The organism is Candidatus Pelagibacter sp. Uisw_101 (assembly GCF_047727615.1).
Taxonomy (GTDB): Bacteria; Pseudomonadota; Alphaproteobacteria; order Pelagibacterales; family Pelagibacteraceae; genus Pelagibacter.
In genome coordinates, this window is sequence record NZ_CP159821.1 from 946,446 (window position 1) to 969,135 (window position 22,690).

Annotated in this window: 23 protein-coding genes; 13 read left to right on the plus strand and 10 right to left on the minus strand. The window is 31.4% G+C overall.

The window, feature by feature from the left end; genetic code table 11:
* Nucleotides 1–19 precede the first annotated feature (19 nt).
* From ABXT48_RS05090 to ABXT48_RS05100, 3 genes are read left to right on the plus strand one after another with little or no spacing between them, the layout of a single operon-like run.
* Entirely contained in the window at nucleotides 20–1,450 is a 1,431-nt protein-coding gene (locus tag ABXT48_RS05090) for an aldehyde dehydrogenase family protein (protein ID WP_415302730.1), read from the plus strand.
* 3 nt (nucleotides 1,451–1,453) lie between these two features.
* Nucleotides 1,454–1,831, plus strand: a complete 378-nt coding sequence (locus tag ABXT48_RS05095) for a VOC family protein (RefSeq protein ID WP_415285931.1) — start codon at nucleotides 1,454–1,456, stop codon at nucleotides 1,829–1,831.
* 1 nt (nucleotide 1,832) lies between these two features.
* Nucleotides 1,833–2,474 carry a glycerophosphodiester phosphodiesterase family protein gene (locus tag ABXT48_RS05100; protein ID WP_415285932.1) on the plus strand — a complete coding sequence of 214 codons (642 nt, stop codon included), beginning with the start codon at nucleotides 1,833–1,835 and terminating at the stop codon, nucleotides 2,472–2,474.
* Between the two features lie 2 nt (nucleotides 2,475–2,476).
* Here the strand turns inward: ABXT48_RS05100 and ABXT48_RS05105 are convergent, their stop codons facing one another.
* The gene (locus ABXT48_RS05105) at nucleotides 2,477–3,601 is read right to left on the minus strand and encodes a TauD/TfdA family dioxygenase (RefSeq protein WP_415285933.1); all 1,125 of its coding nucleotides are present in this window, start codon (nucleotides 3,599–3,601) and stop codon (nucleotides 2,477–2,479) included.
* Between the two features lie 130 nt (nucleotides 3,602–3,731).
* Between ABXT48_RS05105 and ABXT48_RS05110 the strand changes: the two genes are divergently transcribed.
* The 4 genes from ABXT48_RS05110 (at nucleotide 3,732) to ABXT48_RS05125 (ending at nucleotide 7,655) form a co-directional block, all read left to right on the plus strand.
* A complete protein-coding gene (locus ABXT48_RS05110) occupies nucleotides 3,732–4,751 on the plus strand; it encodes a glycine betaine ABC transporter substrate-binding protein (protein WP_415285934.1) in 1,020 nt (339 codons plus the stop codon).
* A 67-nt stretch (nucleotides 4,752–4,818) separates the two neighbouring features.
* Complete coding sequence (locus ABXT48_RS05115) at nucleotides 4,819–5,838, plus strand: ABC transporter permease (RefSeq protein ID WP_415285935.1); 1,020 nt, start codon at nucleotides 4,819–4,821, stop codon at nucleotides 5,836–5,838.
* Nucleotides 5,838–6,863 carry a quaternary amine ABC transporter ATP-binding protein gene (locus ABXT48_RS05120; protein ID WP_415285936.1) on the plus strand — a complete coding sequence of 342 codons (1,026 nt, stop codon included), beginning with the start codon at nucleotides 5,838–5,840 and terminating at the stop codon, nucleotides 6,861–6,863. The genes ABXT48_RS05115 and ABXT48_RS05120 overlap by 1 nt, the downstream gene beginning before the upstream one ends.
* A 3-nt stretch (nucleotides 6,864–6,866) precedes the next feature.
* Complete coding sequence (locus tag ABXT48_RS05125; protein ID WP_415285937.1) at nucleotides 6,867–7,655, plus strand: SDR family oxidoreductase; 789 nt, start codon at nucleotides 6,867–6,869, stop codon at nucleotides 7,653–7,655.
* Nucleotide 7,656: 1 nt separating this feature from the next.
* Here the strand turns inward: ABXT48_RS05125 and ABXT48_RS05130 are convergent, their stop codons facing one another.
* Complete coding sequence (locus ABXT48_RS05130) at nucleotides 7,657–8,601, minus strand: 3-hydroxyacyl-CoA dehydrogenase NAD-binding domain-containing protein (RefSeq protein ID WP_415302731.1); 945 nt, start codon at nucleotides 8,599–8,601, stop codon at nucleotides 7,657–7,659.
* A 5-nt stretch (nucleotides 8,602–8,606) separates the two neighbouring features.
* Nucleotides 8,607–9,494: a 3-keto-5-aminohexanoate cleavage protein gene (locus tag ABXT48_RS05135; protein WP_415287134.1), complete on the minus strand. Its 888-nt coding sequence runs from the start codon at nucleotides 9,492–9,494 to the stop codon at nucleotides 8,607–8,609.
* Between the two features lie 35 nt (nucleotides 9,495–9,529).
* Between ABXT48_RS05135 and ABXT48_RS05140 the strand changes: the two genes are divergently transcribed.
* Nucleotides 9,530–10,258 carry a class II aldolase/adducin family protein gene (locus ABXT48_RS05140; protein WP_415302732.1) on the plus strand — a complete coding sequence of 243 codons (729 nt, stop codon included), beginning with the start codon at nucleotides 9,530–9,532 and terminating at the stop codon, nucleotides 10,256–10,258.
* A gap of 2 nt (nucleotides 10,259–10,260) precedes the next feature.
* On the plus strand, nucleotides 10,261–10,737 hold the full coding sequence (locus ABXT48_RS05145; RefSeq protein WP_415285939.1) for a thioesterase family protein: 477 nt from the start codon (nucleotides 10,261–10,263) through the stop codon (nucleotides 10,735–10,737).
* Here ABXT48_RS05145 and ABXT48_RS05150 read toward each other — a convergent pair.
* A complete protein-coding gene (locus ABXT48_RS05150; protein WP_415295521.1) occupies nucleotides 10,734–11,078 on the minus strand; it encodes a DMT family transporter in 345 nt (114 codons plus the stop codon). The genes ABXT48_RS05145 and ABXT48_RS05150 overlap by 4 nt on opposite strands.
* Before the next feature lie 51 nt (nucleotides 11,079–11,129).
* On the opposite strand from ABXT48_RS05150, the gene ABXT48_RS05155 reads away from it, so the two are divergent.
* Genes ABXT48_RS05155 through ABXT48_RS05165 form a run of 3 tightly spaced genes read left to right on the plus strand, consistent with a single transcriptional unit; the run spans nucleotide 11,130 to nucleotide 14,529 of the window.
* Nucleotides 11,130–11,963 carry a TauD/TfdA dioxygenase family protein gene (locus ABXT48_RS05155; RefSeq protein ID WP_415285941.1) on the plus strand — a complete coding sequence of 278 codons (834 nt, stop codon included), beginning with the start codon at nucleotides 11,130–11,132 and terminating at the stop codon, nucleotides 11,961–11,963.
* A gap of 35 nt (nucleotides 11,964–11,998) precedes the next feature.
* The gene (locus ABXT48_RS05160; protein WP_415302734.1) at nucleotides 11,999–13,582 is read left to right on the plus strand and encodes a choline dehydrogenase; all 1,584 of its coding nucleotides are present in this window, start codon (nucleotides 11,999–12,001) and stop codon (nucleotides 13,580–13,582) included.
* The gene (locus ABXT48_RS05165; RefSeq protein ID WP_415285943.1) at nucleotides 13,579–14,529 is read left to right on the plus strand and encodes a DMT family transporter; all 951 of its coding nucleotides are present in this window, start codon (nucleotides 13,579–13,581) and stop codon (nucleotides 14,527–14,529) included. The genes ABXT48_RS05160 and ABXT48_RS05165 overlap by 4 nt, the downstream gene beginning before the upstream one ends.
* 14 nt (nucleotides 14,530–14,543) lie before the next feature.
* Here ABXT48_RS05165 and ABXT48_RS05170 read toward each other — a convergent pair whose 3' ends face one another.
* From ABXT48_RS05170 to ABXT48_RS05195, 6 genes are all read right to left on the minus strand, one after another.
* Nucleotides 14,544–16,697 (minus strand): ABC transporter permease, encoded by a 2,154-nt coding sequence (locus tag ABXT48_RS05170; protein WP_415285944.1) that lies wholly within the window; start codon nucleotides 16,695–16,697, stop codon nucleotides 14,544–14,546.
* A 3-nt stretch (nucleotides 16,698–16,700) separates the two neighbouring features.
* Nucleotides 16,701–17,732 carry a quaternary amine ABC transporter ATP-binding protein gene (locus tag ABXT48_RS05175; RefSeq protein WP_415302736.1) on the minus strand — a complete coding sequence of 344 codons (1,032 nt, stop codon included), beginning with the start codon at nucleotides 17,730–17,732 and terminating at the stop codon, nucleotides 16,701–16,703.
* A 73-nt stretch (nucleotides 17,733–17,805) separates the two neighbouring features.
* Entirely contained in the window at nucleotides 17,806–18,357 is a 552-nt protein-coding gene (locus ABXT48_RS05180; RefSeq protein ID WP_415277886.1) for a hypothetical protein, read from the minus strand.
* 6 nt (nucleotides 18,358–18,363) lie between these two features.
* The gene (locus tag ABXT48_RS05185; RefSeq protein ID WP_415277887.1) at nucleotides 18,364–18,738 is read right to left on the minus strand and encodes a hypothetical protein; all 375 of its coding nucleotides are present in this window, start codon (nucleotides 18,736–18,738) and stop codon (nucleotides 18,364–18,366) included.
* A gap of 10 nt (nucleotides 18,739–18,748) precedes the next feature.
* Nucleotides 18,749–19,192: a hypothetical protein gene (locus ABXT48_RS05190; RefSeq protein ID WP_415285946.1), complete on the minus strand. Its 444-nt coding sequence runs from the start codon at nucleotides 19,190–19,192 to the stop codon at nucleotides 18,749–18,751.
* A 103-nt stretch (nucleotides 19,193–19,295) separates the two neighbouring features.
* A complete protein-coding gene (locus ABXT48_RS05195) occupies nucleotides 19,296–20,240 on the minus strand; it encodes an ABC transporter substrate-binding protein (RefSeq protein ID WP_415277889.1) in 945 nt (314 codons plus the stop codon).
* Between the two features lie 118 nt (nucleotides 20,241–20,358).
* Here ABXT48_RS05195 and ABXT48_RS05200 point away from each other — a divergent pair, with 118 nt between their 5' ends.
* The gene (locus tag ABXT48_RS05200) at nucleotides 20,359–22,686 is read left to right on the plus strand and encodes a DUF1989 domain-containing protein (protein ID WP_415302738.1); all 2,328 of its coding nucleotides are present in this window, start codon (nucleotides 20,359–20,361) and stop codon (nucleotides 22,684–22,686) included.
* Nucleotides 22,687–22,690: the final 4 nt, after the last annotated feature.

Here is a 22,690-nt window from a genome sequence, read left to right on the forward strand (position 1 = left end):
ATCATGCTAAAGTGTTATTATGTTAGATAAGAGAAAATTTTATATCAATGGTCGATGGGTTGAGCCAAAAAAACCAAATGACTTTAATGTAATCAATCCATGTAACGAAGATCCATGTGCAATCATTTCTTTAGGTTCAAAAGAAGATACGAATGCTGCAATTAAATCTGCAAAAAATGCTTTTGAAACATGGAAAGAAACTACCAAAGAAGACCGCTTAGACTATCTAGAAAAATTACTCTCTGTTTATAAAAAAAGGTCTAGAGAAATGGCTGAAGCTATATCGTTAGAAATGGGTGCTCCTATGGATTGGGCAACAGAAGTACAAACTGCCTCTGGTCGATCACATTTAGAAGATTTTATTCTAAGACTTAAAAATTTTAAATTTCACGAACACTTTAATGAAAAATCCAATAACCATATTTCTTATGAACCAATTGGTGTTTGTGGACTGATTACTCCTTGGAATTGGCCAATTAACCAAATTGCTTTAAAAGTTGTTCCTGCATTAGCAACTGGGTGCACAATGATTTTAAAACCCTCAGAAATTGCTCCTATTTCAGGAATGTTATTTGCTGAGATGATTGATGAGGTTGGCTTTCCAAAAGGTGTCTTTAATTTAGTTAATGGTGATGGGGCTGGAGTTGGGACACATTTATCTGGTCATCCCGATGTTGATATGATTTCATTTACCGGATCAACAAGAGCTGGAAGATTAATTTCTAAAAATGCCGCTGAAACAATCAAAAGAGTCTGTCTAGAGTTAGGAGGCAAAGGTGGAAACATTGTGTTTGCTGACTCTTACCCTAATGCAGTTAGAGATGGAATTAGGAATGTTATGAGTAATTCTGGGCAATCATGTGATGCGCCAACAAGAATGTTGGTTGAAAAATCTATCTATCAAAGAGCTATTAAAGAAGCTGCAGAAGAAGCAAATCTAATAAAAGTAGATGAAGCCTCAAAAAAAGGAGATCATATTGGCCCTGTAGTTTCAAAAACTCAATATGATAAAATCATTAATCTAATTAAAAGTGGTATTGAAGAAGGCGCTACATTAGCAGCAGGCGGCCCCGACCTACCAAACAATTTAAATAAAGGTTACTTTATTAAGCCAACAATTTTTACAAATGTTACTAATGATATGGGAATAGCAAAAAAAGAAATTTTTGGCCCTGTTCTATCCATCATTCCTTTTGAGACAGAAGAAGAGGCAATAGAAATTACTAATAATACTGAATATGGTTTAGGAAATTATTTACAAACTGAAGATAAAGAAAAAGCTCATAGAGTTGCAAAAAAACTTAAATCAGGCTGCGTGTATATAAATGGTAATGCTGCAGATCCAGGAACCCCCTTTGGTGGATTTAGACAATCAGGAAATGGGCGTGAAGGTGGGGTTTGGGGTTTAGAAGAATACTTAGAAGTTAAAACTGTGACTGGTTGGAAATAACTTATGATTGGATTTGTAATGGTTGGGACTAATGACCTTGATAAAGCAATTAAGTTTTATGACCATTTGCTTCAAGTAATAGATTTAAAAAGAATAGTGACCAATAAAAAATATGCAGGGTATTCATCAAAAAAAGAATCTGGAGATATTGAGTTTTATGTAACTAATCCTGTTAATGAAGAAAAAGCAACTTATGGAAACGGTACACAAATATCATTCGTAGTAGATTCAAAAGAAACTGTTGATAATTTTTATAACCTAGGAATTAAGTTAGGTGGAAAAGATGAAGGAACTCCAGGGATAAGATCGGATGATTATTATTGTTACATTAGAGATCTTGATAGAAATAAAATCTGTGTATTTACTAAATTGAACAGTTAATATGCACTTAATACATAGGGGAATTGTAAATAAAAACTACAAAGAAAATCTTTTAAAATCATTTAAACAATCATTTAAAAAAGGCTATGGGATTGAAACAGATATACATGCAACAAAAGATTGTGAATTTATTTGTTTTCATGATTTTACTTTAAAAAGAACTTTTAAAAAAAATCTAAGCATAAAAAATCTTAATTATTCTCAGATTAATGCAATTAGCAGTAAGTATAACAAACCAATTCCACTCTTAAAAGACTTGTTGAAATGCTCAAAAAATAGGTACCCCCTACACATTGAAATCAAACCAATCTTTTCAAAATCTCTTCTAAAAAAGCTCTTAAAAGAAACATCAAAATTTACAAAAAGTGTGTTCATTTCCTTTAAGCATGAAAATATTTATAATCTTCTAAAAATTAAAAAAAATACCAAAGTAGGATTATCTTTTTCACCACCAACAAGTATTAAAAAGATAATTAAAAAATCAAACAATAAAAATATTAATTTTTTAATATTAGATAAATCTTATTTAAAAAGTAGAAATATCCAGAATTTAAAAATTGAAAAATATTATTATACGATTAAAACAAAATTAGAATTTAACAAATATAATAAAAACAATAATTTAATATTTGAAAATTTATAAGATTATTTTTTTAAAAAGTTTAACCTTCCCAAAATTTCATCTCTGTCCATATAGTATCCCTGTAAATGACGATGACCAGAATTTGGATCAAAAGCTGTTCTTCCATGAAGGGCTCTTCTATTATTAAATGAAAAAATATCACCTGGTTCTAATCTAAACTTAATTTGAAATTTATCATCGTGTAAAAGATTTCCAAATCTACGATGTGCTTCGTATACCTTGTCCATAATATCAGGGTGGCAGTCTAACGTATCCATTGTAGCTACACTAAATCTTATATCATTATAGTCTCCGTCCTTAGTTAGTGAAATCGCAGGAGCATGGAAGTTTCTAACCGTTTCTTGCGTATAATCTTTATCTCTAAATTTAAGAGGTACACTTACAAGGGTGTTAAAAATTTCTTTTTCGTTCTTTTTTAAATAGTCTGCCACTGCAAATCCATCTACACATGAAGAATTTCCTCCTTCTGCAGAATTAACCAAACAGTGAAGAAACTGATAACCAGGGGGTGTCTCGAACCAAGGTAGGTCCATATGATTTCTTAAGGCATGTGCCGTATATGCTGAGTTATTTGGTTTTGGAACATTAATAACTTCAAACGGTGTATTAAAAAAAGTCTGCCTTGTATGGCTTATTCTGTTTAAAACTGGAAATGCAGACTCTTTTCCAATTGGTGTATTTTTAACAATTGCTATTCCCTTGTAATGTAAAAGCTCAAGCCATTTTAGTAAACCCTGTTCACTATTTAAAATTTTATCGTGATCAATGGTTACAGATTCTAAATTGTTTTCTAAAGAGTTATCCCATAATTGATAGGGAGAATTATATTTTTCTTTGTTTTTTATCGTATAACAATTTTCTCTAAGCCATTTTGGATCATAGTGACTTATATGATTTCCCTCACTCCATTTTACTACTAATTTACCCTCTTCATTTACTTTTGATTCTTCAGCAATTAAATTTTTTGAAACTTCAAGAATGTTAAACATTCTATGATTGGTATCTTTATCGTGTGCTGTAGGACAATTATCTCTCAGCCAAAAATAGTTAAAACTGCTCTCCTCTCCATCGCTCCATTTAATAAGTAGATTTTTTTTATTTTTTTCTACTTTTGAAATACTTGTCATATCCCTATGATTATTTAGTTTTAGGTACTTTTCAATGCAATTTATAGTTGTAAATTAAATTGTTACTTGAATTTCAAAGTCATACCTTATTAACTATCCTCAATAAAACTTAACTATAGGGAGAAAAAATATGAAGTTTTTAAAAAGATTGGTTCTTTCGGCCTTCTTTATATCGACATTATCATTATTAGGTACTAGTGCGAATGCTGCTTGTAAAGCGAGATTGGGAGATTTTGATTGGAGTAGTGCTAATATTCATACAGCAATTACTTCTTTCATTCTTGAAAAAGGATACGGATGTAATGTTACGGTAACAAAAGGAAGTACAACACCTATTATGGCTGCCCACTACGATGGTCAACTAGATGTAATCACTGAGGTTTGGTATGACAATATTATAGCAAACTATGAGCCACATGTTGAGGCTGGTACTATTAAAAATATTGGAGTTAATACGCCAGATTCACAACAAGCTTTCTACGTGGACAAAACTACAGCCGATAAATACAATTTAAAATCTGTTGAAGATATGAAAGATCCTAAAATAGCTGCACTATTTAAAGATCCTGAAAACCCTTCAAAAGGTAGAATGACTAGCTGTATTTCAGGTTGGACTTGTTACACTGTAAACTTGGTTAAACAAAAGGAGTATGGTTTAGATGAACTTTATACAAATTTTGATCCAGGTTCTGGAGGAGCGTTAGATGCTGCTATTGCAGGTGCTTTTGCTAAAAAGAAACCTATCTTTACATACTATTGGGCCCCTACTGGCTTAATGGGTAAAGTTGATCTAGTTAGATTAACTGAACCTAAGTGGAGCAAAAAATGTTGGGATGATATGTCTGTAGTTGTTGAAAAAATCAAAGCAGAAGGACCGGAGGCATATACTAAATCTTGTGCTAGTGAATACAGAGATATGGCGTTAACTAAATCTGTATTGACTAAATGGGCTGCCGCTCATCCTGCAGAAACTAAGTTCTTATCGCAGTACTCAATTCCTACTGCTACTGTTAATAGAATGTTAGCCTACTATGAAGATGAGTCAGATGGTGACATGGATTTAACAGCTAGAGAATACTTAAAATCAGAGTCAGCTTGGACTTCATGGGTTCCTGCTGATGTTGCTAAAAAAGTAAAAGCAGCACTTTAATTTTACGTAACAAATAATTTGAAAGAGCCCTACGGGGCTCTTTCTTCACAAAAAAAGAAATAATCATATGTTTAAAAATAAAAAAAATTTATTTAACTTAAGTCTATTGGGAATTTTTATATGGTTATTAATTTCAAGTTATAATTCATCGAAAAGAAAACCTGAAACTGTAGGTGAATTATTTAAAGATTTTTCATGGTTAAGTGATTGGCCCAAATGGTTAGATTTACCATTAATGCCATTAATTAATAAATGGTTCAAAGCACTTAATGAAAATTATGGTTTTATCTTTGAGGCAATAAATAATGTTTTACTTGCAATGTTAATGGGACTGAAAAACTTTTTAGTTCAAGCTCCATGGCCTTTAGTAATTATTGGTGTTGTAATACTTGCTTATTATGCAAGTGGTAAAAAAATCAAAACTACTGTTGCAGTAGGTTTTTGTACATTTTTTATTGGATTTTTACATCCTCGTTTCTGGGATAAGGCAATTGAAACTACTTCAATTATGTTAATTAGTATATTTTTATGTCTCATTATTGGTGTTCCAATAGGAATTTGGATGTCTAGAGCTAACAGGGTAAGAGAGAAAATTCTTCCTATACTAGATTTAATGCAAACAATTCCGGCATTTGTGTATTTAATTCCAGGGATAATGTTATTTGGTCTTGGTGCTGTTCCAGCAATCATTGCAACTTTTATTTATGCTGTACCTCCATTAGTTAGATTAACTGATCTAGGTATTAGGTTGGTTGATACAGAGGTTACAGAAGCAGCAGACGCCTTTGGAGCTAGCAAAAAACAGAAATTATGGGGAGTGCAAATTCCACTTGCACTACCTAATATTATGCAGGGAGTTAACCAATGTACAATGATGGCATTATCGATGGTTGTTATCGCATCAATGATTGGAACAAGAGGTTTGGGTGATGAAGTTCTTCTAGGTCTTCAACAATTAAATGTTGGTAGAGCTGCAGAAGCAGGAATAGCAATTGTATTATTGGCAATTGTACTGGATAGAATTACTCAATCTTATGGCGAAACACTTCAAGAAAGAAATTCTCCCACCAAGGAAGTAAAAAAATAATGTCAAAAATAGAAATTAAAAATATCTATAAAATTTTTGGCAATAAACCACAATCTATAATGCCCATGGTTAAAAATGGTGGAACAAAAGATGACATTCTAGAACAAACTGGACATACGGTAGGATTAGATAATGTTTCTTTAAATATAGAAGAAGGTGAAACTTTTGTTTGTATGGGTTTATCTGGTTCAGGAAAATCTACATTAATAAGACATATAAATAGACTAATTGATCCGACAGAGGGTGAAATTCACATTGATGGTACCAATATTATGAATTGTAATCCAGAGGAGTTAATTGATTGGAGAAGAAATCGTATTAGTATGGTTTTTCAAAGATTTGGTTTATTTCCACACAAAACTGTCATGCAAAATGTTGGCTATGGTTTGGAGATGCAAGGTAAATCAGAAGAAGATAGAGAAAAAATTGCTATGGAAAAAATTGATGACGTTGGTCTTAATGGTTTTGAAAACCAGTTTCCAAATCAATTATCTGGTGGAATGCAACAACGTGTTGGCTTAGCAAGAGCTTTAGCAACAAATTCTGATATTATGTTAATGGATGAAGCCTTTAGTGCATTAGACCCTTTAATTAGAAGTGATATGCAAAAACAATTAATAGATCTTCAATCAGAGTTAAAAAAAACAATAATTTTTATTACCCATGATTTAGATGAGTCATTAAGATTGGGTGATCATATTGGAATACTAAATGCTGGAAAACTAGTTCAAGTTGGAACACCTATAGATATAATAATGAAACCTGCAGATGATTATGTAAAAGCTTTTGTTAAAGACGTTAATAGAGCAAGGGTAATTAAAGCAAAAGTTATTATGAAAAATGTAAACGAGGTTAATGGAATTGATAAATCAAATTTAATCAAAGTCCAAGAAGATCAATTCATTGAAGAATTTTTACCCCAAATAGTATGCACAAGTGCTAACTGTGAGGTTGTTGATAAAAGTGGAAATGTTAAGGGATATATAACCAATAAAGAACTTCAAGAATCTTTAACAAAAACATAATTAATGATTAACCAATCATTAAAAAATAAAAAGATTATTATATCAGCTGGTGCTTCTGGGATTGGTTGGGCAACTACAAAAATTTGTCTTGCTAGAGGTGCTTATGTTTATCTTTGCGATATAGACAGTAAGTCTCTAAGTAAATTGAACAAACATCCTTTAAAAAATAAAAAATTATTTACTTATCTTTGTGATGCTTCAAATGAATATCAAGTCTCCGATTTTTTCGAAAAAGTTAAAAAAAAAACTAAGAAAATTGATGCTTTAATTAATAACGTAGGTATTGCTGGACCCACAGGTTCTCTTGAAAAATTAAAATCAAAAGATTGGGAAAATACTTTGCATGTAGATGTTAATAGCCATTTTTATTTTACTAAAGAATCTATACCTCTAATTAAAAAATCTAAGAACGGATCAATAATTAATATTTCATCGACAGCCGGAATACTAGGCTTTCCACTTCGTTCTCCTTACGCTGCAAGCAAATGGGCAATAATTGGTGTCACAAAAACATTGGCCATGGAGCTTGGAAAATTTAATATTAGGGTTAATGCTGTTTGTCCAGGAACTATTAAGGGCGATAGAATGAAAAGAGTAATAAGAGATAAATCAAAATTTACTAAAATTTCAACAAAAGTAATTGAAAAAGATTTTGTTTCGATGAGCTCAATGAAACAATGGATCTTAGAAGAAGATATTGGAAAAATGTGCTCATTTTTAATTTCAGACGATTCTAGCAAAGTTTCAGGACAAGTAATCTCTGTAGATGGTCACACAGAAAGAAATGATTAATTTATCTTAATTTTTTTTCGTATTTCTTTCTCATTAATAATAAATCTAATAAATATTCATCTCTGATATTTGAAATTTTTGCTACTGACTTTCCTTTTGCTTGCTTTTTAGTTCCATCTACTAATCTTTTAATTAATTTTTTTGATAAGTTTGGGGCTTTTAATTTTGTCCAAGGTAATTTTAAAGCTGGTCCGAACTGCTCCAACATATGTTTCATTCCTGATTTTCCACCTGCTAAATGAAAGGTTAAAAAGGTACCCATTAATGACCACCTTAAACCAGGTCCATCCTCTATTGCTCTATCTAAATCCTCTGTTGTTGCATAGCCTTCATTAATGATATGGAGACCCTCTCTCCATAAAGCTTCCTGCAACCTATCAGCCAAATATCCTGGTAACTCTTTTTTTACAGCAATAGGATTCATTGAAATAGATTTATAAAAATCATTAGCTTTTTTTAAAATTGATTTAGATGTTTTTTTTCCCGGTACAATTTCAACAGCAGGTAACATGTAGACTGGATTAAATGGATGACCAATAATTCCTCTATTAGGATTTTTGCATTTTGAAAAAATAACAGAAGGTAACAATCCTGATGAACTTGAGGATATAATAGCATTGGGTTTGGAATATTTTCCTATGTCTGACATTAACTTTGTTTTTAATTTATAGTTTTCTGATGCACATTCTTGAATAAAATCCACATCTTTTAATGTTTCTAATAATGATGTTTTAAAACTTAAGTTTTTTAAATTAATTAATTTTTTTTTATAAAGTTTTTTTACAAATGGAAGGGATCTTTTAATTTCTTTAATTAATATTGCTTTTTGTTTAAAATTTAAATCAAATGCTGAAACTTTTTTGTTGTGCGCCAACATTCTAATAATCCAGCCAGTACCAATAACTCCAGTACCAATTACTGCAATTTTATTTATCTTACTCAACATGAATTTTATTTATGCTTAATAAGTTTTAGTTTTTCTCTTGTTTCTGCTGGTGTCATAATAGAAGAACCAAGATCATCCACAATTCTAATAGCTTTTTCAACTAATTGCGCATTAGTTGCTAATTTACCTCTAGATAAATATAAATTATCTTCAAGTCCAACTCTTGGATTGCCTCCCAACAAAACAGTCTGAGCAACAAAAGGCATTTCATTCCGTGAAATTGCAAACCCCGACCAGATACCTTCTTTAGGCATTATATCTAACATGGCTTGCATTGCTAAAGTAGTTGCAGGCGCCCCCCATGGTATTCCCAAACACATTTGAAACATTGGTGGATCACTTAATAATCCTTCTTTGTAAAGTTGTGCACCAAACCACATATTTCCTAAATCAAATGCTTCAATTTCTGGCTTAACACCAATTTCTTTTAATCGTTTTGCAGCTTTTCTTAAATCATTTGGTGTGTTTACTGTGATTGTAGAGCTGTCACCGAAGTTTAAAGTTCCAGCATCTAATGTGCAGATTTCTGGCAGGAATTGTTCAGCATTAGCAATACGCTCCATTACATTTGCCATATCTGTCATTGGACCAAAGTCTAATGGATTATTTCCTTGTCCAATATCAAGGTCGCCGCCCATGCCTGTCGTTAAATTTAAAATAACATCCGTATCACTTGATCGAACAAGATCAACTACCTCTTTATATAATTCTAATCTTCTACTTGGTTTACCATCGTCTTCTCTGACGTGAATGTGTGCAATTGCTGCTCCTGCTTTAGCAGCTTCTATTGCTGCAGTCGCTATTTGTTTTGGTGTCTTTGGTAAATCAGGATGTTTACTAGCCGTGTCACCAGAACCTGTTACTGCGCAAGATACAAAAACTTTATTGTTCATCATTTATAATTCAAATATAGTTTAATTTAATAAAAATGGAAATAACAGATTTACAAAAAAATTTAGCTGCAACCTTCAGATGGACAGCTAGACTAAATATGCACGAAGGCGTTGCAAATCATTTTAGTGTCTGTTTACCAGGCTCATCTACTGATTTTTTTGTAAACAAAGCTGGAATACATTTTAGTCAAATAAAAGCTAGTGATTTAATTTTGGTTACAAAAGAAAATATAGAAAAATTAAAAAAAAAACCAGAAATTGTAGATCCAACTGCAATCAATATTCATGGAGCAATTCATAAAAAAGTGGCTCATGCTAAATGTATTTTTCATGTTCATTCTAAATATGCTACAATTTTATCAACCCTTACAGATCCCACTTTAAAACCTATAGATCAAAATACTATGATGTTTTATAATAGAGTTTCTGTCTTTAATGAATTTGGTGGCTTGGGTTTTGAAGAGGAGTCAGAAAAAATGGCAAGTGCCTTAGGAAACAAGCAGCATATGCTGCTAGCTAACCATGGGATAATAATCACAGGTGAAACTATTGCAGAGGGTTTCAATGCCTTATATTATTTTGAAAAAGCTGCAGAAACTTATTTAACAGCATTGTCAACTAACAGGGAGTTGAATGTAGTTAGTCATGAAATTGCAGAAAAAACAGCTCAAGAAACTGCAAATTATCCAATTGATTTAGCAGGGATGCATCTTAATCAAATAAAATTGATTTTAGATAAAGAAGAACCAGAATATAAGAATTAAATATGTCTATATTGTTAAATACACAGAAGATTATTAAAGATTGGACTGATTATAATAATCATATGAATGTCGCCTATTATGTTTTAATTTTTGATCTTTACGGTGCTGAAACTTTAATGACAAAATTTAATATGGGAGAAAATTCAGCAAAAACAACAAAAAAAAGTACCATGGTTGTTGAATCTCATATCACTTATGATCAAGAAGTTAATGAGGGTGACGAAGTGAATATAAATTTAACCTATTTTGATCATGACAAAAAAAGACTTCAGTATAAATTTGAAATGATCCATAAAGAAAAAGAGTATTTAGCATCATCAATAGAATTCTTATCTCTATATGTTGATTTAAATAAAAGAAAAGTTGCTGAATTTGAGGATGAAAAAATTAAAATAATGAATGAATTTATTAAAAAAAATAAAATTAATTTTAATAATATAGGTTTAAAATTCTCAACTAAATTAAAAAAAATAAACTAATTATCAATATTTGTATTATTCATCACATTAATAATTACAACTCCAACTACAACTAAAGCTAGTCCAAAAATAGTTGCTAAATTTGGAACTTGCTTATATTTAATAATTCCAATCAGAGTTAAAGCTACTATCCCAACTCCTGACCATGTAGCATAGGTAATACCCACTGGTAAAACCTTCATTACATGAGACATTAAATACATACAGCCACTGATAGCAACGACTGATATTAAGGATGGAATCCACCTGGTAAAACCTTCGGTTGCTTTTAATGATCCTGTTGCAGCAATTTCTAGAAAAATAGAAACTATTAATAGCATATAAGCCTGAGTTAAAGTCATAGGAACCTTATATATTTTGACAAAATAAATTTCCAGAAATATATTCTTTTAATGGAAATCAAACTTTTATCAGGAGCTCTTGGGGCTGAAATAACAGGTATAGACCTTAAAGATTCAACAAAAGAAAATTATGAAAAAATAAATAACCTGCTTTTAGAACACAAAGTAATTTTTTTTAGAAATCAAGATATCACCCACAATGAACAAATTGCATTAGCTCAAAATTGGGGTCCATTGGAAAACCATGCTTATGTGAAGGGATTAAACAATTATCCTGAAATAGTAAGAATTGTAAAGACTAAAGAAGAAAAAAATCAATGGGGGGAGAATTGGCACACTGATGTTAGTTACAACGTTAAACCAACTAAAGCAGTAATTTTAAAATCAATAAAGATCCCTCCTGTGGGAGGAGACACTTGTTTTTCTAATATGGAACTAGCATGGGAAACTCTCGATGAAAAAATTAAAAAAAAGATAAAAGATAAAAAAGCTATTCATAGCTCTCTTGGAGCAGAATTTTTTATAGACAATTATAAAGGTATGTCAGGTCATGAAAAAAGAAATTATGATGAGTATTCGAATGAACATCCAATAGTGAGAACTCATCCAGAAACAGGAAAGAAAATACTGTATGTAAATTGGACTTATACAAAACAAATAATTGGTTTGGATAAAATAGAAAGTGACGAAATATTAAAAAAGATATTTGAGCATCAGGCAAGATTAGATCTAACTTGTAGATTTAATTGGACAGAAAATGCAGTTGCGATATGGGATAACAGAAGTGTTATTCATTATGCGATAGCAGACTTTTATCCTGGTAGAGGTTTGGGTTATGAAAGAATAATGGATAGAATAGCTATTGAGGGTGATCAACCTCATTAATTCTGATTTATTAAGAATCTATTAGGGAAAACTATATGAAATATGATTATATTATTATTGGTGGTGGATCAGCAGGATGTGTTCTTGCAAATCGTTTAACTGAAAATGGAAAATACAAAGTAGCTTTATTCGAAGCTGGAAAACCAAGTGATATTTGGAAAGTAAAAATGCCACTTGCTATTCTTTATACAATGCATGATCCAAAATATAATTGGAAATATTATTCTGAACCAGAGCCTCATTTAAATAACAGAAAACTATTTTGTCCTAGGGGAAAAATGATTGGTGGATGTTCTGCTCATAATGGTATGGTTTATGTACGAGGTAATCCTAATGATTATGAAAGATGGGCTTCATTTGGACTTAAAGATTGGTCTTACGAAAAAGTTCTTCCTTATTTCAAGAAAATTGAAACTTGGTCTGAAGGGGAAAATAGATATCGTGGTGGGAATGGCTTGCTACCTGTTAATCAATCTAAAAATAAAAACCCATTATTCAAAGCATTTGTAGATTCTGCAACTGAGGCTGGTTATGAAATGAACCCAGATATGAACGGTAAAAATCAAGAAGGTTTTGGTATGTATGATGTGACAATTGATAAAGGAGAAAGAGCAAGTGTCTCTAAACATTATTTAAATCCAGCTAAAAATAGAAAGAATTTAACAATTTTCACGGACTCTTTCGTAGAGAAGATCATCTTTGATGGAAAAAAAGCCATTGGTATTAAGGTTAAGATTAAGAATAAAGTCGAAAATATTTTTGTTAATAAAGAGGTAATATTAAGTGGAGGCTCAATTAACTCTCCTCAATTACTCTTACTATCTGGCATTGGAGCAGCTGAGCATTTAAAAGAAAAGGGAATTGAAGTTATTCACAACCTAAGTGGTGTTGGAAAAAACCTACAAGATCATCTTGAAACTTATATCCAGCAAGAATGTAAAACGTCTGACACGCTGTATTCATATGTTAATAAATTCAATATGCTTAGAATAGGAATTCAATGGTTTTTAAATAAAACTGGACCCTGCTCAACGTCCTTCCTAGAAGCAGGTGGTTTTGCTAAATCCTCTCCTGAAAGAGACTATCCAAATATCCAATTTCATTTTTTTCCAGCTTTTGTAATTGATCATGGCTTAGTTGAGCCTGATAGACATGGATTTCAATTACATGCCAGCCCTAATCATCCAAAAAGTAGAGGTTCAGTTACATTGGACACTTCAAACCCTTATGATTATCCAAAAATTTTATTTAATTATCTTGAACATAAAGATGATCTCAAACAAACAGTGGAGGCTATTAAAATAGCTAGAAAAATTCTTGGACAAAGTTCAATGAAACCATTTGCTGGTAAAGAAATTGGTCCTGGATCAGATATTCAAACTCATGAATTATATGAAGAATACGTTAGATCTAAAGCAGAGACTGCTTACCACCCTTCTTGTACTCTTAAAATGGGAATTGATGATATGGCAGTTGTAGATCAAAAACTTAAAGTACATGGAATTGAAAATTTAAGAGTAGTTGATGCTTCAGTAATGCCAGAAATTACCAGTGGAAACTTAAATGCACCAACATTAATGATAGCTGAAAGAGCATCTGATTTTATTCTTAATTCATGACGCCAGTACAAAATAATCCAAGAGGCATTCTATTTATTCTTCTTGGTATGATACTATTCTCCATTCAAGATGCTTTGATAAAATTTATTTATCAAGATGCAGCATTATATGAATTATATTTTGGAAGAACATTTGTTGCACTAATTTTATTAGTTGGGTATCTCAAGCTTTCTAAACAAGAAATTATTTTAAAAACACACTACCCTTTTTTAACAATCTTAAGAGTTATATGTTTCTTTTTTGGATTTAGTTTTTTCTATATCTCTCTTACATATATGTCTCTTGCTATGGCCAATGCGTTATTTTTTTCTAGTCCTTTTTTTGTTTCAATTTTGGCTACAATATTTTTAAAAGAAAAAGTTGGTATTAGAAGATGGTCAGCAATTTTTATTGGGTTTATAGGGGTATATTTGGTTTTAAATCCAGATTTTACAAATTTTGATTATATGAAATTAGCCCCTGTTGCTTGTGCGTTATGCTACTCAATATCAATGACAATCACAAAAATCACTTCTGATAAAGATAATGTTTATACACAAATGTTACATTTATATTTTGGTGCTGTTCTAATAAGTATATTATTTTTTATTTTTACAGGTGAGGGACAATTTAACAACTTTAGTGATCCAGCACTGCAATTTATTTTTAGAGAATGGTTTACAAACCCATCTTATGCCTGGCCATTTATAATAGTTATGGGGTGTATTGGGGCTTTTGCATTTTATTTTATACTTAATGCTTACAGTATTGCGTCTCCATCTGTTGTCTCGCTTTATGAATATTCTTTAATAATTTGGTCAATACTAACAGGGTATATATTGTTTAATAATATTCCAACAACAAGAATATTTGTTGGTGTTTCAATAATCATAAGTGCTGGAATATATATTTACTTTAGAGAAAAAGTAAAAGATCAAATGATTGTTACAGATACTCCACATAGATAATGAAAAAATATTAACTAGTCTATACCAAGGTGTTTTTTTCTTTTATTTACCCAGGTTCGAATTAAATGGTCAAATACCAATCCTATGAAAGCAACACAAAGACCTAGTGTTAATCCTATACCTGCACCTTTTTTATCAGATATAGCTTTTAAAATATATTGTCCCAAATCCTCAGTTCCAATAAATGCTCCAATAATTACCATAAATAAAGCAAATACAATTGTTTGATTTAAACCAAGCATCATGTGAGGAAGTGCTAAAGGGAATTCAATTTTCAACAACCTTTGTATCTTCGTTACACCTGACATTGAAGCTGCATCATGTAAAGAAGATGGAACACTTCTTAATCCTTCAATCGTATATCTTGTGGCAGGTATAGTTGCATAAACAACTACTGCAATTAATACTGATGTGTCTGTAACTCCAAAAAGCATCATAACTGGAATTAAGTATACAAATGAAGGGAATGTTTGAAAAATATCACAAACTCCCAACATAAAATTTGTGGTATGCTTATTCTGAAAACATAAAGTACCAACAGTAAAACCAATTATACAAGATAAGATAACTCCAAAAGTTGCCATATAAGTTGTAACTAAAGCTCTGTCCCACCATGGACTTAAAGCTATAAATAATGTTAACCCCCCTACTGTTAAAGCTGAACGTATTCCTCCAATTATATAACCAGCTCCCATAACTAGAACAAATGTTGCAACAATAGGCATACGCAAATAAGCAGCTCGCATTGGCTGCAGTACATCTACTATTAACCATGTATTAAAAATTTTTAAAGTTTGAAAAAAAGTATCCCAAATCCAATCAACCCCTTTATTCCAAAAATCTGCAGTTGATATTCCTTTGTTGTGAGGAATTTCATATAAATAATTAAAACCTTCTTTAAAGTAAAAAGATCCAACATAAGCAAATATAATTCCAATCAATATTGCACCAGAAAAAAATAATAAATTTTTATAACGTTCAAAGAAAGTTAGGTTGCCAAAATAATCTGTTTGTTTATTTGCCCAAGCTAAAGATAATTTATCTAGTAATATCGCAATTAAACTAATGCATAAACCTGCTTCTAACGCTAATCCGATGTTTAGCTGATTTAAGGCTAACAATAAATTAAATCCTAAACCTTTGGCGCCTATAAAAGCTGAAATTACTGCCATAGAAAAACACACCATAATAACTTGATTCACTCCAATCAAAATATCTCTTCTTGCAGTTGGGATTAGTACTTTAAACATAAGCTGTAAATTATTACATCCACTCATTCGGCCAGCTTCAATAACCTCAGGCGATACTCCTCTGAGACCTAACAAGGTTAGTAGTATCATTGGTGGAACAGCTACAACCATGGTTATAATTACTCCAGCATGATCACCAACACCAAAAAGAACAATTGCAGGAACCAATACAGCGTATTGAGGCATAGTCTGCATAACTAAAAGTATTGGATATAAAGCTTTTTCAACACGTTTACTTTTGAATGCTGCAATCCCTAAGCCCAAACCAAAAATAAAGGATAGTGGTGCTGCAACCAATATAAAAGAAAGTGTTTGCATCGAAGGTTTCCATTGACCAAAGATAGAAATATAAATCATGACTATAGCAGCGAATAAAGCTAAACCCTTGCCACTTAATTTATACCCAAGTATTGCTGCACCCGCTGCAACAATTGTCCAAGGTAACCCTGGCAATTCTGCCCAAGAATTTTCACTTATCCAATCCCAACTTGTAAAGGCAACAATAGTTTCAACGCCACCTAATAAAATCTCTCTAATTAATTCAATAAGAAATGTTATAAATGAAGTTAAATTTCTTGTTATTTGTAAAACTAAAGGGCGAGTTTTAAATTCTTGAGTATCTTCATTCCAAAATTCCATTGGCATCCAATCATTCATTAAGAAAAATAATGAATCATTTATCCAAATAGGTAGCCATCCAAGTAAAGGAGGTAATCTCCAAAAAACATCAAATGCATAATACCTTACTTCTGCGCCAAAGAGTGTGTAAGTGCTTTGATTTGGATCTTTAATGAATTCTGCTTGACCTCTAATAAATTTATAAGTTTCTGGAACATCAATTGCAAAACATAAAGTAAAAAAAGCAACTAACAAAAATAACCATTGAAATATTTTTGGATATTTTTTTAATAATTCCATATTCTAATCATTTTTTTTTTTTCCACCAAAAACTGTGTGTATTATTTTTGATGGATGAACAGTGCCAACAATTTGATTGTTTTCATCAATTACAGATACAGACTTTTCTTGAGTTAATATTTTTTCAGCTACATTTTCAATTATTTGATTTCTTAAAACTTTTAAATCACTTAAATTTTCATTATTTGGTTTTTCCATTACATCTTCTATTTTTAAAACCTTCTCTCTAGGAACTTCTTCAGTGAATTTTTTTACGTATTCTGTGGCCGGATTTAACACAATGTTAGCTGGGGTATCTAGTTGTTCAATTATACCATCTTTCATTATTGCAATACGGTCAGCAAGTTTTAAAGCTTCATCAAAATCATGTGTGATAAACATAATTGTTTTTTGTAATTTTTCTTGAAGTCTCAAAAATTCATCTTGCATCTCTTTTCTAATTAATGGATCTAATGCAGAAAATGGTTCATCTAAAAACCAAATATCAGGTTCAACAGCCAATGATCGAGCAATACCTACTCTTTGCTGTTGTCCACCAGAAAGTTCTCTTGGAAAATAATTTTCTCTACCATCAAGACCAACAAGCTTTACCATTTCCATTGCTTTATTGATGCTATCTTTAGTTTTAATGCCTTTGATTTGAAGTGGGAAAGCAATATTTTCCACAACTGTTTTATGAGGAAGCAAAGCAAAACTTTGAAATACCATTCCCATTTTATTTCTTCTAAGTTCAATCAGTTCTTTGTTATTTAATGAGAGTAAGTCTTGACCTTCTATAAAAATCTTTCCAGCAGTTGCATCTGTTAATCTAGAAATGCATCTTAACAAAGTTGATTTCCCTGAGCCTGATAAACCCATCACAACTAACATTTCACCTTTTGAAACCTCAAAAGAGGCATTATTCACACCCACTATACATCCGTTTTCTTGAAATGTTTTAGCATCTACATTTCCATTTGCATCTTGAAGCATCTTTTTGGCATTTGTTCCAAAAATTTTGTAAACAGATTCACATTTGATTACTGTATCGGTCATAATGTTTTAATAAGTTATATGAAATAAAAATAAAAAACACTTTTTATATTATTTATACTTATCGTTTTTCTCCTTAAAAATTTTTAATAAAATAAACTCTTGTATCAATTCCAGTACTTAAAAAATTTAAAACCTCTCCTTTAACAGTAATTTTTTCATCTACCCCAACATTATTTCCACTAACTGTAAAACCTGCAAAGCATTTATTATTTTCCTTATTCCATTTAACAAACGTTTCATCAATTTTATTTCCATTAATAGTATAAATATGATGTGCTCTAAAATTCAAAAAATTGGCACCCATAATTGCGCGCTGAGGAATAATCTTTGTTGCGTTGCAGACTTTTTCATATTGCTCTAAAGACAACTTATAATGATCAGTTCCATCATAAAATACTAAAATTCCTGATGGCAAACTTGAAATCAGTTCATTTTGCTTTCTTGTCTCCGCAATTCTTTCTTCTTCTTTTTTCATTTTAGCAATTAGCTCTTCACCCTCACCAAAAATATTATTTAAGATAGCAAAGGAAAAAATTACAATAATTATTAAGATGATAAGACCTCCAAACTGTCTAACTGGCTCAGATATCTTCTTTAATTTATTTAAATATATATTTTGTAACATTTTTATCTATTCTTGAAATTTGCCATTTTTCCAAATTCCTTTTTTTTCTTTTCCATCGGACCATGTAAATGTTCCCTCTCCATTCATAAACCCATTGGCCCATTCCCCATCATAAGTTGCACCGTTTGGAAAGGTCAAAATACCCTTTCCACTCCACACACTATTTTTAAATTCACCTTTATAAATATATCCATTAGGCCAAGTCTCAACTCCTTGTCCTTGTTTTTGTGTGCCAATCCAATTCCCTTCGTATGTTGTTTTGTCAGTGTAAGTCCATTTACCAAAGCCATCTTTACAGTTTCCTTCGCAACCTGTCTTTCGAGCTGATACTGATGTTGCAACTAAAAAACTTAAAGCTATATAAAATAAATATTTTTTCATTTTTTTAAATTTAGCTACATAAGTAAAAAGAAATATTTTTTTCAAGATTATCACTTTTTATACCTATTGTAATTTCGTGAACTAATTCACCTGATTTTCTGTTAATTATACCTGATTCTGAGTAATTTTTTCTTTCATCAAAAGCTTTGAATAAAACTATGTCTTTATTTACAACTTTTACTTCAAATTTTGCAGTTTGTGAGAGGAACAATGATAACCCATTAATCAAAAGTTTTTCTGGTCTCTTTGCATCGATTTCAAATTTATCTAAATTTTGATTATCTAAATCTTTTGCTAAAAAAGTTTTATAATTATATTCTGAGTTCTTGAGTATTTTCTTTTCTAATTCACATACAAAACCAATCTTAATATCCTCTTGTATGTCTATATTTTTTGCAAAAGAAGAATTAAAAACTAATAGACTGATAGATATATATAAAAAAAACTTTATCATTTAATTAAAAAGTCCGTAATTTGAATTTGTGCGAAAGCACATTCTTTAAAAAAAATCCCCCCCAACATTGTTGGGAGAGATTTCAATTTATTAACTGTTACCCTTATTTAGTAAAAGCTTGCCAAACACTCTTATTATCAGCTAACCATTTTTTAGCTGCATCTTCATGAGTCAATTTGTCAAGGTCAACTAAAGCAGCCATTGCACCAATGTGACTTGTAGAGAATGACATTTTTTTAAATGCCGCTGCTGCTGCTGGATGTGTTTTTGGAAAGTCTGCAGTTACAGCTTTTTTCAAATAACCATCTGGCGAACCACATTTTCCATCACCACCATCTTCTGGTCTACAACCTGCTGAATATGGAGGGAAATCTATAAAAGTAAAACCAGCACCATCTGTGAAGTTTGGTGTCCAGTTGAATATTATAGTTCCTCTTCCTTCTTTTTCAGCTGATTTAAGTTCTGCCCAAAGTGCATCTGCACTTCCAGCAAATTTAACAGTCCAAAGATCTCCAAGTCCTAAAGCATCAACCCTTTGAGGTATTAAATCTCCATGCCAACTTTGCGGACCTTCTAGCATTCGTCCTTTTCCACCTGAGTCAGGTGTTGTAAAGTTTTTAGCACAAGCTGGATTTTTTAATGCAGTCCAGTCTGGAAGACCAGGACATAATCCTTTTTCAGTAACCCAGTTTGGATATCCCATATCTTCAAGCGTTCGAGCTTCATGATCTCCCCAGTCAACTAAACCACCTTTGTCTAGCGCTGTAGTAAATGATTTTCCAAACGCAGATTCCCACACTTCATGAGATAAACTTACATCGCCGATACGAATTGCTTCATAAACTGCTTGTGAGTCTGTATTTACATATTTTACATTATTTCCCATACTTTCGAAAATTCCACCAATAACATGAGCCATTACAATTTGGCTAGACCAGTTATGAGTTGGAATAACGATAGGTTTTTTACTATCTGCTGCATTAGATACTCCAGCAAAACTAACTGCTGAAATTACCAAGGCAGATATTAATGATACTATTTTTTTCATTATATTCTCTCTCCTTAATATTAATGTTTAAGTAAGCATGTTCTCACTTATTAAATTTATAGTCAATGGCCTTTGATTATATTAAGCTAATGTTAAATTATTTAAATTTATACCGGCAATGCTGCATACTAGTAACGATATACGAAATCCTGGATTAAGAACATTACCACCTGGAGTTGAAAGATATTTTGTAAGAGGTGGCGGGCTCTCTATAATAGAAGTTTTGCCAGAAGATAAAATAGAAATCATTAATGAAGAAGGAAGACAAATTTGTGAAATAATTGTTTTTAATTCAAAAGGTAAATCTGATTTATCTATTTTAAATTTGAAAGAAAATGCTAATGCAGATTTTTCAAAAAAAACTATTGTTAATGATGAAAAAATTTCAAAGCTGCTAAAGAATAAAAACCTTGATTTAAATAATGCTAAATCATCAATTGTTTTTAGTGAAGATTGTTTTGTGGGTGAAAAAATAACATTAACCTCAAAAGATAAATGTATTGTAATGATTGCTGCACCTGGTGATGCAATGAATGTCCATGAACAAAATCCACCTACAGATTTAACAATTTTTTTAAATAAAGCTAAATTTATTGAAACAGATGAACAATTTATTTTGCCAGATCCGCTTGGTGATCCAATTATTGAACAACTTGTAAAGAGAAGAACTGCTGAAACTTATGAGGTAAAAGCTGGTGAATATATTCAGATAATTGATCCAGGCGGAAGGCAATGCTCTGATTTTCTAGCTTTTGATACACAAAAATTAAATGACGGCATTGAAAGTATTATTGATGATAAAGCAACACGAACTTTTATGGGTGGTGCTTACCCTGGGCCTGGTTTGTTTTCAAAGTTTTATGATGGTGATCATGAAGCTATGATTGAAGTTGTAAGAGATACAGTTGGAAGACATGATACTTTCAATCTTGCTTGCACATCAAAATATTATGAAGATATGGGCTATATGGGTCATATTAATTGTACTGACAATTTTAATAATAGACTGGATAAATATGACATCAATTCTAGAAAAAGTTGGTCTGCAATAAATCTTTTTTTTAATACTGCAATTGATGCTAATAATGTTGCATCTTTTGATGAACCTTGGTCTAGACCTGGAGATTATGTTTTATTTAGAGCTTTAAAAGATCTAACATGTATATCATCAGCTTGTCCTTGTGATGTTGATGGTGCAAATGGCTGGAATCCCACTGATATTTTTGTTAGGACTTATTCAAAGGAAAAAAAGTATTCAAAAGCAATAGCATTTAGAATGAAAACAGACTCAGAACCTAAACTAACTCAAGAAACAGGTTTCCATAAAAAAACTTCAGAGCTAACAAGAAACTTTGTTGAGTATAAAGGTTTTTGGCTTGCTAATAATTTTACAAATTCAGGAACTATAAAAGAATATACAGCTTGTAGAGAAAGTGTGATTGCAACAGACTTATCGCCTCTTAGAAAATTTGAAATTCTTGGACCTGATGCAGAAAATTTAATGCAATATACTCTTACTAGAAATGTAAAAAAATTATCTATAGGACAAGTTGTTTATACAGCCATGTGTTATGAAAATGGGTGCATGTTAGATGATGGTACTTTATTTAAATTAGGACAAGATAATTTTAGATGGATTGGTGGAGATGAATACAGTGGTGAATGGTTAAAAGAACAAGCTAAAAAAAAAAATTATAAAGTTTGGATTAAATCTGCAACAGATCATATTCACAACATTGCAGTTCAAGGACCAAATAGTAGAAAAATTTTAGAAAAATTTGTATGGACGCCTCCTATACAACCATCCATCACTGAACTTGAATGGTTCAGATTTAATATTGCAAGAATAGATCATGAAACAGGTACGCCAATTGTTGTTTCAAGAACAGGTTACACTGGTGAACTTGGCTATGAAATTTGGTGTCATCCAAAAGATGCTGCGGAGGTTTGGGATAAAGTTTGGGAAGCTGGTAAAGAGTTTAATATTACTCCATTAGGCTTAGAAGCTTTAGACATGGTTCGTATTGAAGCTGGACTAATTTTTTATGGTTACGAGTTCGATGATCAAACAGATCCATTTGAAGCAGGTATTGGTTTTACCGTTCCACTTAAAACTAAAGAAGATGATTTTATAGGTAAAGAAGAGTTAGTTAAAAGAAAAGCAAATCCACAAAAAAAATTAGTTGGTTTGGAATTGGTTGGTCATGAACCAGCAGTAAATGGAGATTGTGTTCATATTGGTCGTGGTCAAGTGGGTGTAATAACAAGTGGAATGCTATCCCCTAAACTTGGAAAAAATATTGCACTTTGTAAAATTGACGTAAAATATGCAGAGATAGGAACGGAAGTTGAGATTGGTAAGCTTGACGGTCATCAAAAAAGAATTGGTGCAAAAGTTGTTCCCTTCCCTTTCTATGATCCAACAAAATCAAGAGTTAGAGCATAATAAA